The 16,490-nt window shown below is 38.7% G+C and carries 16 protein-coding genes; 7 read left to right on the top strand and 9 right to left on the bottom strand.

Features of this window, described 5'->3' with window-relative positions; translation table 11 throughout:
- Window positions 1-40: 40 nt before the first annotated feature.
- The gene (locus KTHG_RS11115) at window positions 41-1,132 is read right to left on the bottom strand and encodes an NADH-dependent flavin oxidoreductase (protein ID WP_139993559.1); all 1,092 of its coding nucleotides are present in this window, start codon (window positions 1,130-1,132) and stop codon (window positions 41-43) included.
- 184 nt (window positions 1,133-1,316) lie between these two features.
- Window positions 1,317-1,772: a hypothetical protein gene (locus KTHG_RS11110; protein WP_139993557.1), complete on the bottom strand. Its 456-nt coding sequence runs from the start codon at window positions 1,770-1,772 to the stop codon at window positions 1,317-1,319.
- 134 nt (window positions 1,773-1,906) lie between these two features.
- Here KTHG_RS11110 and KTHG_RS11105 point away from each other — a divergent pair, with 134 nt between their 5' ends.
- The gene (locus KTHG_RS11105) at window positions 1,907-3,334 is read left to right on the top strand and encodes a helix-turn-helix domain-containing protein (RefSeq protein ID WP_139993555.1); all 1,428 of its coding nucleotides are present in this window, start codon (window positions 1,907-1,909) and stop codon (window positions 3,332-3,334) included.
- A gap of 27 nt (window positions 3,335-3,361) precedes the next feature.
- Here KTHG_RS11105 and KTHG_RS11100 read toward each other — a convergent pair whose 3' ends face one another.
- From KTHG_RS11100 to KTHG_RS11090, 3 genes are all read right to left on the bottom strand, one after another.
- The gene (locus KTHG_RS11100; RefSeq protein WP_139993553.1) at window positions 3,362-4,357 is read right to left on the bottom strand and encodes a hypothetical protein; all 996 of its coding nucleotides are present in this window, start codon (window positions 4,355-4,357) and stop codon (window positions 3,362-3,364) included.
- Complete coding sequence (locus tag KTHG_RS11095; protein ID WP_139993551.1) at window positions 4,326-4,757, bottom strand: hypothetical protein; 432 nt, start codon at window positions 4,755-4,757, stop codon at window positions 4,326-4,328. Before KTHG_RS11095 ends, KTHG_RS11100 begins: the two co-directional genes overlap by 32 nt.
- Before the next feature lie 75 nt (window positions 4,758-4,832).
- A complete protein-coding gene (locus tag KTHG_RS11090; RefSeq protein WP_139993549.1) occupies window positions 4,833-5,588 on the bottom strand; it encodes a DeoR/GlpR family DNA-binding transcription regulator in 756 nt (251 codons plus the stop codon).
- Between the two features lie 147 nt (window positions 5,589-5,735).
- Between KTHG_RS11090 and KTHG_RS11085 the strand changes: the two genes are divergently transcribed.
- The 5 genes from KTHG_RS11085 to phnX are packed head-to-tail and all read left to right on the top strand — an operon-like array spanning window position 5,736 to window position 10,989.
- Window positions 5,736-6,488: an ABC transporter ATP-binding protein gene (locus KTHG_RS11085; protein ID WP_139993547.1), complete on the top strand. Its 753-nt coding sequence runs from the start codon at window positions 5,736-5,738 to the stop codon at window positions 6,486-6,488.
- Window positions 6,481-8,172 (top strand): ABC transporter permease subunit, encoded by a 1,692-nt coding sequence (locus tag KTHG_RS11080; RefSeq protein ID WP_139993545.1) that lies wholly within the window; start codon window positions 6,481-6,483, stop codon window positions 8,170-8,172. The genes KTHG_RS11085 and KTHG_RS11080 overlap by 8 nt, the downstream gene beginning before the upstream one ends.
- Window positions 8,105-9,103, top strand: a complete 999-nt coding sequence (locus tag KTHG_RS11075) for an extracellular solute-binding protein (protein WP_139993543.1) — start codon at window positions 8,105-8,107, stop codon at window positions 9,101-9,103. Before KTHG_RS11080 ends, KTHG_RS11075 begins: the two co-directional genes overlap by 68 nt.
- Window position 9,104: 1 nt before the next feature.
- Window positions 9,105-10,208: a 2-aminoethylphosphonate--pyruvate transaminase gene (locus KTHG_RS11070; protein ID WP_139993541.1), complete on the top strand. Its 1,104-nt coding sequence runs from the start codon at window positions 9,105-9,107 to the stop codon at window positions 10,206-10,208.
- Window positions 10,195-10,989, top strand: coding sequence for a phosphonoacetaldehyde hydrolase (gene phnX, locus KTHG_RS11065; RefSeq protein WP_139993539.1), 795 nt, complete (start codon window positions 10,195-10,197; stop codon window positions 10,987-10,989). The genes KTHG_RS11070 and phnX overlap by 14 nt, the downstream gene beginning before the upstream one ends.
- A 126-nt stretch (window positions 10,990-11,115) precedes the next feature.
- On the opposite strand, the gene KTHG_RS11060 is transcribed toward phnX, so the two are convergent.
- The 3 genes from KTHG_RS11060 to KTHG_RS11050 all read right to left on the bottom strand — a co-directional run bounded on the left by KTHG_RS11060 (window position 11,116) and on the right by KTHG_RS11050 (window position 14,962).
- Window positions 11,116-11,799 (bottom strand): phosphopantothenoylcysteine decarboxylase domain-containing protein, encoded by a 684-nt coding sequence (locus tag KTHG_RS11060; protein WP_126991855.1) that lies wholly within the window; start codon window positions 11,797-11,799, stop codon window positions 11,116-11,118.
- A gap of 142 nt (window positions 11,800-11,941) precedes the next feature.
- A complete protein-coding gene (locus KTHG_RS11055; RefSeq protein ID WP_139993629.1) occupies window positions 11,942-13,198 on the bottom strand; it encodes a dicarboxylate/amino acid:cation symporter in 1,257 nt (418 codons plus the stop codon).
- A gap of 351 nt (window positions 13,199-13,549) precedes the next feature.
- A complete protein-coding gene (locus KTHG_RS11050; RefSeq protein WP_139993537.1) occupies window positions 13,550-14,962 on the bottom strand; it encodes a polysaccharide pyruvyl transferase family protein in 1,413 nt (470 codons plus the stop codon).
- 246 nt (window positions 14,963-15,208) lie between these two features.
- Here KTHG_RS11050 and KTHG_RS11045 point away from each other — a divergent pair, with 246 nt between their 5' ends.
- Window positions 15,209-15,709, top strand: a complete 501-nt coding sequence (locus KTHG_RS11045) for a GNAT family N-acetyltransferase (protein ID WP_139993535.1) — start codon at window positions 15,209-15,211, stop codon at window positions 15,707-15,709.
- A 55-nt stretch (window positions 15,710-15,764) separates the two neighbouring features.
- On the opposite strand, the gene KTHG_RS11040 is transcribed toward KTHG_RS11045, so the two are convergent.
- A partial coding sequence (locus tag KTHG_RS11040) for a sodium:solute symporter family transporter (protein WP_483299889.1) occupies window positions 15,765-16,490 on the bottom strand: 726 nt, incomplete at its 5' end.

Raw genomic sequence — 16,490 nt, 5'->3', positions numbered from 1 at the left:
TTATGCTTATATGAAAATATGTCAAAGTCTCTTTTTATATTTATTTGACGCCCGGAACCCAGCCTTGACGTAATTTCATCATATCCATTAACGGTCCAGGAATGACATTATCACGCGTCATATCCATTTCCGTAATAACCTCTTCTCCTGCTGCAATTTTTTCAACCCAATGTGGCTCAATTAACAGCTCACGTCCAAGCGCTAGTAGCTCTGCGCCAGTCTCACTTGCTTGTTGTGCATCTTGTTTTGAATAAATAGAGCCTACACCGATAAACGGTACGCGACCACGAATGACACGATGCAGGATTTGAATGCGATTTTCTTTTTCACCGCTATAACGACGCGCGTTCGCACGGAAATCACCTAGTGAAATATGCAAATAATCTAATCCCGCATCTGCTAAGCGATCTACTAATTGAATCGTCTCATCCATTGTAATCCCCTGCTCTTCAGGCTCTTCTGGGCTGAATCGATATCCTACGATAAATTGTTTATCTGCATAGCGAGCCTTTACGCGATTCACTTCTGCTACAACCTCTAATGGGAAGCGCATACGTTTTTCGACAGAACCACCATACACATCGTTGCGCTGATTCGTAAAGCCTGAGAAAAATTGCTGTAATAAATACGTATTCGCACCATGAATCTCAACGCCGTCAAAGCCTGCTTCAATCGCACGGCGTGTCGTTTCACCAAATGCTTGAATGATGTCGTGAATCTCGTCAATTGTTAACGCACGTGCACTGCCACCATCTGCCGCTACTGTATCACTCGCACTAACGACATCGCCATTTGGTACTAATTCACGGACTGCTTGGCGTCCACCATGGTAAATTTGTAAAATCGCTTTTGAACCACCTTCGTGAATCGCTGAAGCTATTTTTGAAAGACTAGGAATATAAGCATCCGTATGAGCCGCAATTTGTCCTGGGAAGCCTTTCCCATTTGCAATGACATATGTACAAGCTGTCACGACTGCCCCAACGCCATATGAGCGCTCCTTGTAATACGCAATTTCTTCATCTGAAACCGTATCATCTGCATTTGCAGAATAGGTTGTCATTGGTGCCATCACATAGCGATTACGTAATGTCACGCCGTTATTGAATGTAAATGGTGTTAAATAAGTCATTAATTCATCACTCCTTCCATATAAAAGTAAACTTATCGGTTTTCAAAGTCAAAGATTGTGCCTCATAAAAATATAGCGAAAAGAGAACGTCCACCGGCGGAGTGAACCCTCTCTTTTCGCTATAAAGGATTATTTATAAACATAGTTTATGTTTTATTTTATATAGACTAGCAAGTACTAAAAATTAGATTAAATGAGTAGCTTGAACCCATGCACTTGTATCACCTATTTTGCCTCGATGCCAAATATTATTTCCTACTTTTACGGTTTCAAGTGGTAAAAAAGCTTGCCCTTCAAAAATATGAAGTGCTGGATACAATTGATCCATGCGGCCACCATTAGGATGTGTATAACACATGCCCGTTCCTGAAAAATGATAAATATGTTCAGAGTTTGGTAATTCGACATACGCTGAAAGCATCAAACTTTTCTCATTCATCCAACCAATTGGTTCACTAATCATCGTGCGCTGCAACGAAAAAAAACGATTTCCCTGATGTACTCGTTCTTCATATACGTAAAAACACTCTCCCATATAATCCTCTGATTGGTAACTATTTTGACAAATAAGATCTTTCCAAATGGGCTCATTGGCTCTCTTTATCTTTGCGACATAAATTGGTTGCACGATTGCAATCACATTGTCCCCTCCTATTTGTTAAGAATTTTCTAAATTCTATATCCTGTTACATTCTATTTTATAGTAAAATAAGAGTACTTTACTAAGTCAGCTTTTGTTCCTCAGTAAATAAAAAGTTGAAGGAGGTAGCCCAAATGTTTGGTATTTCGAAGGCAACATGGTTAAAAAAAGATCTTATTGAACTACTTGATAAGCAAGATAACTTTGTATCTAGCCAATTTTTAGCGAGTAAACTTACCTATGCTAGTGTAGAAACCATAAAAAAAATGTGCCGTGAACTTAAAGCTGAAGTTGAAGAAATTTATCAGCCTGATGAAGCAGAATTTATTATTCATAAGCATCATGGTATACGTTTTATTCGTCATACGATTCATACACAAAATTATGTTGATTATATTTACTCTAGAGAATTAGCATATGAAGTTTTTATGCAGACCTTTTTACATAAATCCATTGATACATATGATTTTTGTGAAGCTGTCCATATTAGCGAGTCGAAGTTGCGTCGAAAGGTAAAAGAAATCAATGGTTATATGACTGTTTATGGACTCCATTTTTCATGTGGTTCTACCTTATCAGTTGAAGGACCTGAACATAAAATTCGTATACTCGGTACAATTTTTCTCTTCTCTTCTCATCGAACATTACCACTTATACCAAATTTAGAAAATGTTTCTTTTTATATAGAACGTACCTCAAAGATTTTTGATTATTTACAAATTCCTTATGTACAAGAAAGCCTTCAAACCCTTTCCTTATCTATACTTCTAACAGAAAGACGTTTGTTCAATCATGTTGACTTGACCGAACAGGAGCAGCAACTATTTTATGCGGCTTCTATTCCTGCTCGTCCTCCTTTTTTAGAAAATTGGACAGATGATGATTGGCGCATTTTATTATTGGTCTATGATACGTTTGATATTATTAATTTAGAATCTGTCATTGACTATGCCCCACTTTACCGTCAATTTTCAAAAGAGACGGTCTCTTTGCAACTGTGGATTGAACAATTTGAAACACAATTTCGCCCGTTAACTACTCACGAGCAACAGTTTGTTAGCGCTACACTTTATAAAAACTATATTGCAAGTCAGCTATTCCATATTGATTACTGGCTTGTTGCGACATTTAATTCAATCGACTTTGAACGGTTAGAAACGATTTTCCCATTATATATGGAACGTTTTAATACACTATGGGAAAGTTATTCTACCGCCATGCAAATGCGTGAGTCTGACCATTTCCGTGCAGTACACTTAACATTGTGTAACGTTTTAATCCCAATAGATAGCTTTATTCCAACAATCCGAATTTATTTTTTCTGTGACTTCTCATTACTTTACCAACAATATGCAAAACAATTTTTACAAACGTATTTTAAAGGTCGATTTTTATTAGCGTTTGTTGATACTGTGGAAGAAGCAGATGTTAATATCATTTGTTCACGGATACAATTAAACAGTGCAAAACCAACCGTTTTTATTCGGTCTCAATTACCTGCAAATGATTTACTACAAATCGAAAAATTGTTTGAAGGAAGCATAAATAAAAAACAACGCTAAATGGCGCTGTTTTTTATTATATATAGACTAGCGAGTATTAATTAATTCTTTATATGATAGTGTTTCATCAAAAATAATTTTTTCAATTTGCAAGGTATCGTCTTTTTTCACGAGCGCATAGCCTTTTTTCGGTTTGCTTCGTTGAACGGCTCGACGCATATCCTCAGACCACATCCGCTCAGGCATTAAAAAAGTATCTTCCGTATATCCTAATGGATTGTTTCCTAGTTTATAAAAAGCCAATTCTACATAAAATTCATTCGCTGAAATCGGCACTAAATGTTGAATAACCGGTAATGTCGCCTTCGGTACGTTTTTTAGCTTCGGTAAATAAATATACTGTTTAGATACAATTAAATCATGCGGTAATTTAGAATTTTTCAACGACACATTTTGCCACGTTACACTACGACCAAAGATTTCCTCCATTAAAGGGTCTAGTTCATTGCGGTTATAGCCAATATAGACATAGCCCTCAATCGTTTTCACCGACTCTGCTATCTCTGTAAAATGAACGTCAAAAAAACGCAAAGCGCCATTGACAATATCACGCGCCGCATATTGTGATAGCGCTTTATCAGTCATATTAGCCAATGTCCGATTTTCATGGAACAATGATAATGCGGCTAGCTTGGTCATCAGCTCTCGTTGTTCCTCTGTCGAAATCGTTGCCACATTCGACTTCACCTGATACGTTTTTCCTGTCAACTGCTTATAAATAGTATCTAGCTTAGCGTTCGCCGCGTTAAACGGCACGGCCATTGATACGACACCTTGTTCATTTTTTAATAAAGTTTGTGTCACCTTATAAGACTTTACGAGCGCTTCATACTCTGCAAGTGTTGCCGGCTCATCTGTTACTAAATTTTTACTCGCCGCTGTTGGTTCATTTGAGCCAAGTGGTAATTCAATATGTATACCTTCATCTAGTATTAATTTTTGGTCACCTACATGCTGATACGTGCTTTTTAACTGCTTTAAGCCATCTTTTTCATAAGCAATTGTTGCTCCTAAAAAAAACATGCTCATTATGCGTCACAAGCGAGCGCTGTGTCGTTTTTGTCACCTGAATCATCTGACCATAAAGTTGCTTCATTTGCCCATCTACAAGTCCCCATATTTCCTCAAAATAGCCTGTTGGTGTTTTCGTCAAAAAATAAAGTTCTTCTTGCTTTGAATCATTTAAATTAAGTAAATCTGCATACATCACCCCCGACTGCTCTTCACTATCACGCACAAGTGGACGTCCACCCATTCGCTCCGTTACTTTGGTAGCGAGTAGTTGCTTTTCCTTATTTGACAAATGAAGCTGCGGTTCTTCTTTTTGTGTCTTTGTCGTCGGTGTAGCTGCTTTTTGCGGCTCTTCCTGCTGACATGCTCCTAGTAGAAGCGCTGGTATCATAAGCCATGCAAATTTTTTCATATTTTTCACCTCCTTGAGTAGTATAGCGAATTTAGGGATGAAAAAACCATCGTTCGCTAAAACGATGGTTCTCTACTAGGCAATTATCATCCGATGTCCCGCTTCACTAAAGCGTTTCCTTACCTCTTCATCAACATCTGCATCTGTAATAATCGCTTCAAGCTCTTGAAGATCACATGTTTTTATTGTGACATCTTGCTCAAACTTCGAATGGTCGCATAATACATACGTTTGTTTACTGTTTTTCATAATTTGACGTCTCGTTCGAATTTCATCGATATCATAATCAGATAGTCCATTTTCAAGTGAAATCCCACTGGTGCAAATAAAGGCTTTTTGAATATTTAAAGCCTCAAATTGAAAAAGCATATCATACGCCGTGATGGACTTTTCTGAATGACGCAATTTGCCGCCGATTAATAGAACATCTACTTCACTATCAACTAATTCATTGACGACGAGTAAAGAGTTCGTTACAACAGTGATTTGTTGACGCATCTTTATGTATTTTGCTAAAGGATACGTCGTTGAGCCACTATCTAAAAAGATTGTGTCACCGTCTTCTATATAATGAAGTGCTTGGTGCGCAATTTTTTCCTTTTCCTCAAGATGTTGCTGCATACGAGCTGTTACGAACGATTCTTGTGGCAACGATGCGCGCTTAATTCCTCCATAAAATTTATCAATCTTTCGTTGTTCTACTAATACTTGGACATCACGACGGATCGTTTCCATCGACACTTGCAGGCGCTTGCTTAAATCCGTAAGCTTCATCATCTCTTCTACTGTTAATAATTGCATAATCTGTTTTTGGCGTTCTTGTGGATACATGTAAAACCCTCCTTGTTTGTACTATACTAAACACCCTCAAAAAATGGTCAACTTATAATCAAAATTTACTCAACATTTACACAAATCGCATAACCTATTTACAAGAACTCCCTATACTAAAGCTATCAACAAAGTAGAGGTGATTATATGTTAGCGCTAAACGATGTGTGTAAGCAGTTTGGTCAAAAACAAGTATTACGAGATATTTCGTTTCAAATTGAGCGCGGAGAAATCTTGTCATTACTTGGACCAAGCGGATGCGGAAAAACGACATTACTCAATTTAATATTAGGTCTTGAATCGTTAAGTAGTGGTGACATTATCCACGAACAGCAAAATATTTCAACCGTTCCAATGAAAGAACGTGGCTTTAATATTGTTTTTCAAGATTTTGCGCTGTTTCCGCATTTAACAGCCTATGACAACATTGTCTATGGCTTAAAGAATACGCAAAAGAATGTCACAAAAGAATCGATTCAATCTTATATCGATTTTCTAGAACTTGAACCGCATCTTCATAAGATGATTCATCAATTATCAGGTGGGCAAAAACAGCGGGTCTCCATTGCACGAACACTCGTTATGAAGCCTAAAATCTTGTTATTAGACGAGCCACTGAGTGCGTTAGATGGCGTCATTAAGGAATCCATTAAAACGCAAATTCAATCGATTGCACGTGAATTTGATTTAACGACTATTATCGTCACCCATGACCCTGAAGAGGCTTTAACATTATCTGATAAGGTGCTTATTTTAAATGATGGTGGCGTGGCTCAGTTCGGTACCCCACAAGATATTATTAACCGCCCAGCAAATAATTTTGTGCAAGGGTTCATTCTCAAGCAGCTCATAATTAAAAGACAAAATATTTTAGCATTATTTGGTGAGAAATATGGCTAAACCAACTTGGATGATGCGTCTTCTATCCTTCCCACTACTCGTATTATTTTTTGTGTTTTTGATTGCTCCACTCGGGTTCATGCTATGGAAAAGTTTCGTTCAAGGAACTGCTATTACATTTGATCATTACAAAGCGGTGTGGGCAAACCCAGCACTTGGCACAGCTTTCTTTAATAGTATCACGGTATCACTCGTTAGTGCGATGACAACGACAATGCTCGCGTTTATCGTCAGCTACACCATTCACTTTACAACGATAAAGCGAGGTCTTGCAAAAAGTATTCGCTTTGCGATTCAACTGCCGATGCTGCTCCCAACGATTACATATGGCTTCGTTTTAATTTATGTATTCGGTAATCAAGGAATTTTAACAAAATTACTTGGCGAACCTTTATTTCCTATCTACGGATTTAATGGCTTATATATCGGCTATGTTCTTTACACATTGCCAGCCGCCTTTTTAATCATTTCAAATGCAATGAGCTACATCGATCAACGCTTTCTTATCGTTTCTACCTTGATGCACGATAAACCATGGCGTCAATTTTATCACACGACATTGCGTCCAGTAATTGGGCCATTAGGTGCTGCGTTTATTTTATCGTTTATTTTAAGTTTTACAGATTACGGAATTCCCGCTTCTGTTGGTGGCACGTATGACGTTATTGCAACGTTGCTTTACCAAACGATGCTTGGTTCTATTCCTAATTTCGCGCAAGGAGCTGTCATTGCAGTTATGATGCTCATTCCAGCCATTATTGGTGGTCTATTATTGCAAGCGACCGAACGTTTTCAGACGAGCTACCGTGCAGCAAGTCCTTTAAAAGCCCCTGCTTCTCGTATGAAGTCACTCCTTCTTGGTAGTGTAAGTGGGTTGATTGCTTTATGTATTGTTGCTATATTCGCAGTCATTGTGATGATTCCTTTCGTAAAAGCATATCCTTATCAATTGACGTTCACACTTGAACATGTAGAGGAGGCTCTTGCATTTGGAGAGTTGACGACTGTCTATCTAAATTCTCTTTTAGTGGCATTTGCTAGTGCATTTCTTGGCATTCTCATTGCCTTTATAGCAGCACTTATGCGCGTACGCACCGCCCTTCGTTTTCGTCGCTTATTCGATCAACTAGCGATTTTCACGAATATTATTCCTGGGATGGTGCTTGGCTTATCGTATTTACTTTTATTTAACGATAGCACGCTAAAAGGAACATTTATCATTATCATTCTTTCTAATCTTATTCATTTCTTTACAACGCCGTATACGATGATGAAAAATGCCCTCGAAAAACTCGATCCTACATGGGAAACGACGAGCAGCTTATTACATGATTCGTGGGTTCAAACAATTACGAAAATTATTTTGCCCAATATGAAAACAACGCTTGTTGGCGTCTTTTCCTACTATTTTATTAATGCCATGGTAACGGTAAGTGGTGTCATTTTCTTAGTTAATACCGATACTTCACTGTTATCGACCAAAATAAAAGAGTTACAGCACTATGCAAAATTTAACGACATTTTTATTTTATCGCTCATTATTTTATGTACAAACGCACTGATGATGGGCATTTGCCAACTTATTATTACGCGCCAAACAAGGAGGAAACACATTCATGCTACGAAAAAAGCTCACGCAGTCACTCGCAATCGGGAGTCTCGCACTTCTATTAGCCGCTTGTAATAACAACACGAAGACATCTGATGATACCGTTATAATTTATTCCAATGCTGATGATGAAGCGATCACAATAATGCAAGATACATTAGATGATAATGGCTTTACATCACAATATAAAATCCAGCCCATCGGCACATCTGAGCTTGGTGGCAAAATGCTGGCGGAAGGTCGTGGAATCGAGGCAGATGTCATTACTATGGCTTCGTACTACATTGATAGTGCCCAAGCGCAGCATCATATGTTTAAAGAGCTACCAGCTACTAGCAAGCCAATTCAGCAAACTTCGTCGATTCAACGACCGATTTTAGGTAATACCGGCGCCTTATTTATAAATACGGAGGCTTTAAAAGCAGCGGGACTTCCAAAACCAACATCTTTAAACGATTTAACCGATCCTCGTTATAAAAATCAGCTTTCTTTCCCAAATATGTTGGATTCTTCAACAGGCTGGTTACTCGTGCAAGCCGTCTTCGCTGAATATGGTGAAAAAGAAGGTAAGACGATTTTAACGAAACTCTTTAATAATGCTGGTCCTCACGTAGAAAGCTCGGGTTCAGGCCCTATAAAAAAAGTAACATCGGGTGAAGTAGCGATAGGGTTTGGCTTACGTGCACAAGCCGTAGACGCAAAGGAAAATGGCTTGCCAATTGATTATGTGGATCCAATAGAAGGCAATTATTCACTCGTCGAATCGGTCGCGGTCGTAGATCATGAAGAGAATGATAAAGAGAAAAAGGCCGCAGAGATGGCGGAAGTGATTGCTGAAAAAGCTCGTCCTGCGCTTATGGAGCAGTACCCAGTCGCCCTGTATAAAGGTGAAACACTGAAAAAAACGCAACAACCTGCTCACCTAAAGCAGTGGAATGAACCATTGTCTGTCAAATTATTAGAACAACATCAAATGATTTATAAAGAAGCGAAGGGAGAAAACTAATATGACATCTTATAAATTATTAACGCCAGGTCCATTAACAACTTCTGACATGGTCAAAGCACAAATGCTGGAGGACCGTTGTACATGGGATGATGATTATAAAGAAATGACACAACAAATTCGCGCACGTTTACTCAATATCGCTAGGCTGTCACCAGATGCCTATACGTCTGTATTAATGCAAGGAAGCGGCAGCTTTGTCGTTGAATCTGTCCTCACTTCGACCATTCGTGATACGGATCATTTGCTTGTTATTTCAAATGGTGCCTACGGAGAACGTATTGCTCAAATGGCAGAACGTATTGGCTTATCTTACACACATTATACGACGGCTTACAATACGCCGCTTGTTATAGAAGAGATTGCGTTGTTACTTCAAGCAGAGCCTCATATTACTCATATTGCGATGGTTCACTGTGAGACTACTACCGGCATTTTAAATCCAATTGAAGCGGTTGCCGCACTGGTAAAAGCACATAATCTCGTATTTATTGTCGATGCTATGAGTAGCTTCGGTGGTGTGCCGATTGATGTGGCAGGCTTAGGTATTGATTACCTCATTAGCAGTGCGAATAAATGCATCCAAGGTGTCCCTGGCTTTGGTTTCGTAATTGCGAAAAAGCAAGTGTTTTTACAAACAGAGGGAATTGCGCGTAGTGTCTCACTCGATCTGTATGACCAATGGAAAACGATGGACCTAGATGGCAAATGGCGTTTCACTTCTCCTACACATGTAGTAGCGGCTTTTTTACAAGCACTCTATGAATTAGAACAAGAAGGTGGTGTGGCGGCGCGCTACGCACGATATGCAGAAAATAATCGCTATATTCGCGAAAAATTAGCAGTACTTGGGTTTCATTCCTACATTGATGAAACGTGGCAATCGCCCATCATTACAGCATTTCTCCATCCAAATGAAGCATTTGATTTTACAGCCTTCTATCATTATATGAAATCACATGGTTTCGTATTGTATCCGGGTAAGTTAACCGATGTGGATACATTCCGTATTGGGAATATTGGTGAAATCTATGCAGCGGATGTTCAATCTTTATGCACAACAATTGAAAATTATATGGGAGTGATCGCACATGACAAAAATTAAAGGCGTTATTTTAGACTGGGCTGGTACAGCAGTCGATTTTGGTTGCTTTGCACCGGTAAATGTTTTCTTACAAATCTTTGAACAAGCAAAAGTTCCTGTCACGTTAGCTGAAGCACGCGAGCCAATGGGAATGCTAAAAATCGATCATATTCGTGCAATGCTTGCGATGCCTCGTATTGCGGCCAAATGGCAAGAAGTTTATGGCCGTCCTGCAAATCATGCAGATGTTAAGACGCTATACACGCAATTTGAAACGCAACTATTTGTGTCCTTAGCGCAGTATACAACCCCTATTCCACATGTTTTAGAAACAGTAAAACTGCTTCGTGAGCGCGGTATTAAAATTGGCTCAACGACAGGCTATACAAAAGAAATGATGGACATCGTTGTACCAAATGCAAAGGCGAAAGGTTATGCTCCAGATCACCTTGTTACACCAGATGATGTAGGAAATCAAGGGCGTCCCTATCCATATATGATTTTTGAAAATATGCGCGCCCTTGGACTTGATAGTGTCAAAACTATCATCAAAGTTGGCGATACAGCCTCAGATATTCAGGAGGCTAAAAATGCAGGTGTTTATGCGATTGGTGTACTCATCGGGAGTTCTGAGATGGGTTTATCTGAAGAAGAATTTAATGCGTTAACGCCTTCGCAACAGCAACATGCCATTGCATCAACGAGACAAAAATTTGAAGCCTTTGGGGCAGATACGACGATTGAGACACTTGCAGAGTTACCAGCTGTCATTGATTTAGTTGAACAATTAGTCATTCATTAGAGACTGGGACAAAACACATCATTTTTCTTTTTTAGCATTCGCAATGAAAAACCGGAACCGCGCCACAGCGCGATTCCGGTTTTTCTTATACTCCTAAGAGCGGTTTTGTTCCACTATCTCCCAGTCTCAATGATTCAAATGCGTTGCAAGCGTCGCCATAAGACCCTTCGCAGCAGCACGTTTGCCGGCAAAGATTTCATAGTCACCTTGTTCATTAATAATATAATGATCGACATCGGTCGTATATAATGAGCCGGACTGATTAGCGACCATAAACGAGGCTTTCGATGTGTCCATGCGTTTTTTTGCACGTGCTACAAGCTCCTCATTTGTCGCATCCTCTAGTTTAAAGCCGACAAGTGTGACGTCTGCATTCCACGTTTTAATTTGCGGTAAAATTTTAGGTGCTTTTTTAAATTTAATGATTGGTGGTTCATCACTCGATAATTTTCCTGCTTCTAAAACCGGCTGCCCTTGTTGGTCTAAAATTTCATCTACAAGCCAGTCACTGCCCGCTGCGGCCATAATGACGGCATCAATTGATTGTGTCGTTACGAAATGCTTGATTTTTTCGCCTAAGTCTTCAATGCCCTCAAAAGTAATGAGCAATAAATTGTCATCATTCGTTGGCTTCTTCGCAAAATAGCCATTTAAATAAATAATTGTCGCACCAAGTTTCTGTGCTTCTTCTGCTAAATATGTACCCATCGTTCCTGTGGCCATATTTGTATGACCGCGTACTTTATCCCACTTTTCAAGTGTACCACCACTTGTTATTAAAATCGTTTTCCCCGTTAAATCCACTGCCATCATGCCACCTCATCGTTTCTATATTCCCTTTAAGTATACCCGAAAATTAGCTGTGACATGCTTTCATTTTCGTTAAGCTATCGTAAGTGTTCATTAACTAAAAAAGCACTTCCAAAGACAACTGCTTTGAAAGTGCTGTGTATTATACTTGTGACGATGAATCTGCTACATCCTTGTCGTTAAATGTCACACCTTTGTTTTTTTCGCTCTCTGTTACATACAATGCACATGTTAAATCACCTGTTGAGTTTGCCATCGTACGGGTCATATCAAGCAGACGGTCAACCCCAATAATAAGTGCAATCCCTTCAACTGGAAGGCCAACTGACTCTAATACCATTGCGAGCATAATTAAACCAGCGCCCGGCACAGCTGCCGTACCAATTGAAGCTAGCACCGCTGTTAGTACGACCATCGCCATTTGAGGTAATGTTAATTCAACACCAAATACTTGGGCAATAAAAATGGTCGCAACCCCTTGCATAATCGCGGTACCATCCATGTTAATCGTTGCGCCAAGTGGCTGTACAAAGCTACTGATCGACTTTGGTACACCAAGTTTCTTTTGTGCAATTTCCATTCCTACAGGTAATGTCGCACTACTACTTGATGTACTAAAGGCCACTGTTAATGCTGGAATATATGCTTTCCATACTTGTAGCGGATTGCGCTTTGCCAAAAGTTTGATTGCGCCTCCGTAAATTACAAAGAAGTGAACCGCAAGTGCAGCCAAAACCACTACCATATAAAGAAGCATAGCCTTTAATGCACTCCAGCCCTGTGAACCAACTGCTGAGGCAATTAAACCAAATGTACCTAATGGCGCTACTTTCATCACAAGCGTAACTAAAAACATCATAAGTTCATTCGCTTGCTCAAAGAAGCGCTGTACAGAGGCTGTTTTCTCGCCTAAAAAGCTAAGTCCTAACCCAATAAATAATGCGAAGAAAATAATTTGCAACATCGCGCCTGATGCCATCGCTTCGATTGGGTTTGCCGGAATAATACCAAGCAATGTTTCTGAAGCAGGTGGCGCTTTTGTTGCCTCATAAGATAAGCCATCTGTTTTAAATGTACCAGCTTCACCTGGTTTAAAGATAAGCGCGAGTGTAATCCCGATAATAATCGCAATCGCTGTCGTTATCAGGAAAAAAATCATCGTCTTGGCGCCAATACGACCAAGCTTTTTGGGATCCCCAATATTCGCTACCCCTACCGAAATTGAGAAAAATACAAGTGGTACAATCAGCATTTTAATTAAGTTTAAGAAAATCGTACCAAGTGGTGAGAACAGGAAGCCGTCTAATTTTTCAAATAGTGCGGGTGATGTAATGTTTAAAATAATACCGACAATGGCACCAAGCACTAAAGCAATCAAAATCTGGACCGCTAAATTCATTTTTTTATTTTTCATTCCACATTTCCCCTTTCTCTTTTATTTTATTCTGAAAATTATAAAAAAGTAAAATGATATGTGCTTTTTGAATAGATATCATTCATTTTTTCTATAATTAAAATAAAAAGGTATGTGAATTGAAGCTATTTCACATCGATGAGACAATAAATAAGCGACTTTATTAGCTGAAATTAACATCTATTTTCTATAAAGTATCGCGAAAATCTACTCGCTAAATGCGTTATATTCTATTCATCTTAAACGCTACTTGCCATATTGAGTGCGTTTCACATGGCAAATAATACGTTTTTCACATAAAAAAACACCTTCAATTTTTTTGAAAGTGTTTTTTTACTAGTGTTTCAGTTTTAGAAGATGCTTATTTTTCTTACTAAATAAATCAGCTGCTTTTAATGCTGTTCTAACTGCTTTACGGTCTAATGTACGTTTTTGGAAATCGACTTTCTTTTGAAGTGTTTTCACTTTTTTATCAAGACGATTTTTTTGAATGTTGAATTTACGTTCTTGCATTTTTTTCTCTTCTTCTACATATTTCATCCAACGTTTACTCTTATCATTTTGTGATAATGTGAAGAATGACGGAATCGCTTCACGTTTTGGCATAGCCGCTACTAATTCATCGAAGTAGACATGTGTTGGATTATTTGTTTCCTCATAAATATGTGGAATTTTATTTAAGTTTAAGAAGTGAATGTAGCGATCAAAGTTTTTCGGCGCTTGGCGAGAAACCGATTGGAAATCACTCTTCTCGATAACATCCCAGATGGATGTATCGTCCGTAATGTCTGGTCCATAGATGAAGTTCATATCATGATATTCAGCAAGTTCACGCATACGACCATCTTTTGGAATGATAATACTTGGTGTACCTGCTAAAATAGCAGCTACGTTCCCGTGAAGACGTGCACCAAAGCTTAAATCCGTTGTTTCTAAAAAGGCATGCCAGCTTGGAACATCTAAGAAGTAACGTACGCGGTCTTCTTGATAAACAGAATGCTCAACAGAATATGGGTAGTTTTTATCTGAGTTTGGTAAGTCAGGTCCGCCTAAATAAGACATACGTAATTCACGTAACCATTGTGGAATGAAGTAATGGTTGTCAAATTCACGCATACTACGCTCGATGAAATCAAGCACATTATCTGGTGATTTTGGTGAGTTATTTACAGAGATGATTGAATCTTTTGTAATGTTTGTATCACGAACGATTAATTCACGACCATTCATATACATTGAAGGACAGCCAATCACCATATGGTCTGTATCTTCTTTAAAGCCTAAACCTGTTAAGTAATCCGCTGTAATTTGGCCACGTACACCAACGATTGATGATTTATTTAACACCGCTTTTACAAAATTACGCACATCATCATCGAATGGATACGTTTGACCTGATTTTGGATCGAAATCAGTGCTTAAACCAACACCCACAACATAGACAGGAATTGTTAAACGATTAATTAAATCCGTATACGCACGTAATTTTGGTGCGAATTTTTCACGGAATGCATCTGCTAATGGAATAATATAGCCATCATAATGCTTATTAATATAATCGGCTTGATTTGGATTAATTTTATAGTAATCAGGTGTGATTTTTACGTCTTCTTTCATTAATGTACGGAAAATGCTATACGCATAAACTAAGTTTCCGACATTACTCCCGATTGAATTGTTTGCAGCCATATATGCAGCATCAAAATTGTCTAGCGGCGAGACGCCAGCACGAATTAAATAGTTCTTCATAATATGTAACTTCCTCCTAAAATCTATACAAGTGTTCTCTTACTTCTATTATATTAATATACCCTCGCTCAGTTGTATTAAAACTCAATGACATTCATGTCAAATGTCATTGTTTCACAGTTAACATAGTAACATACTTGCATCGCAATGGTACAACAGAAACATTTTTGTAATACATAATATTATATGCGATTTTTTTGCGTATTATGATATTCTGAATATATTAATTATTTAGGAGTGATTTTAATGAACGGCGCTACTTACCGCATTGCACAGCTAGAAGATTTACCACGTATCGTAGCCATTTATAATTCAACTATTGCAAGCCGCATGGTGACAGCAGATACTGAGGAAGTTTCTATTGAAGATCGTACGCCTTGGTTTCACGAGCATACACCTACTCGTCGCCCACTTTGGGTAATGGAAATGAATGACGAAATTTGCGGTTGGATTAGTTTTCAAGATTTTTATGGACGTCCAGCCTATAATGGGACAGTCGAAGTCAGCATCTACATAGATGAGCGCTTCCGCGGACATGGTTTAGGCAAACAGGCGATTCAATTTGCATTAAACGCTTGTCCAGACCTAGGTGTCGAGACATTACTAGGCTTCATTTTTGGGCACAACGCTCCAAGTCTCGCGCTATTCAAACATTTTGGCTTTAGTCAGTGGGGCTTTTACCCAGAGATTGCTGAGCTAGATGGCGTCAAACGCGATTTAATCATTCTCGGAAAGAAAATCAATTAATTGCCATACATATAAAAAAGCCGGCATCACCTATTACGGTAATGCCGGCTTTTCTTTAACGACTTTCTTCTTTTAAAATACGAACTGTTTCATCAAATTCTTCGTCAATCGCATTATTTTTCTTATACGTTAGAAGACTGACAACTATCGTAACGATAAATGCTAATACAAAGCCTGGTACGATTTCATAAAGCATAGCACTTAAGGCTTCATTCGACCCCCAAATAAATACGACTACTGCACCGACTACCATGCCTGATAGCGCGCCCCAGCTTGTCAGCTTACGCCAGTAAAGTGCAAGTAAAATCGTTGGCCCAAATGCGGCACCAAAGCCTGCCCATGCAAATGATACTAATTTTAAAATCGTTGCATTTTTTTCCCATGATAAGTAGAACGCTACGATTGAGACAATTAATACAGCCATACGGCCCATAAAGACATAATGCTTATCAGAAGCTGTTTTATTAAATAACTTTTTGTAAATATCCTCTACTAGCGCAGATGATGTCACGATTAATTGAGACGAAATCGTACTCATAATCGCGGCTAAAATGGCCGCTAGCATAACACCTGCGATAAATGGATGGAAGAAAATTTGCCCAAGTGCGATAAATACTGTCTCAGGGTCATCTAATGTTAAATTATTTTGTTTAAAGTACGCGATACCGACTAATGCTGTCGCTAAGGCACCGAATAAACTTAAAAACATCCAGCCAATGCCGATACGACGCGCCTGCTTAGTTTCTTTAACGCTTGAAATCGCCATAAAACGAACGATAAT

Source organism: Kurthia sp. Dielmo, assembly GCF_000307285.2.
Classification (GTDB): domain Bacteria; phylum Bacillota; class Bacilli; order Bacillales_A; family Planococcaceae; genus Kurthia; species Kurthia populi.
The sequence above is the reverse complement of the archived record's forward strand: the minus strand, read 5'-3'. Positions and strand labels throughout refer to the sequence as shown.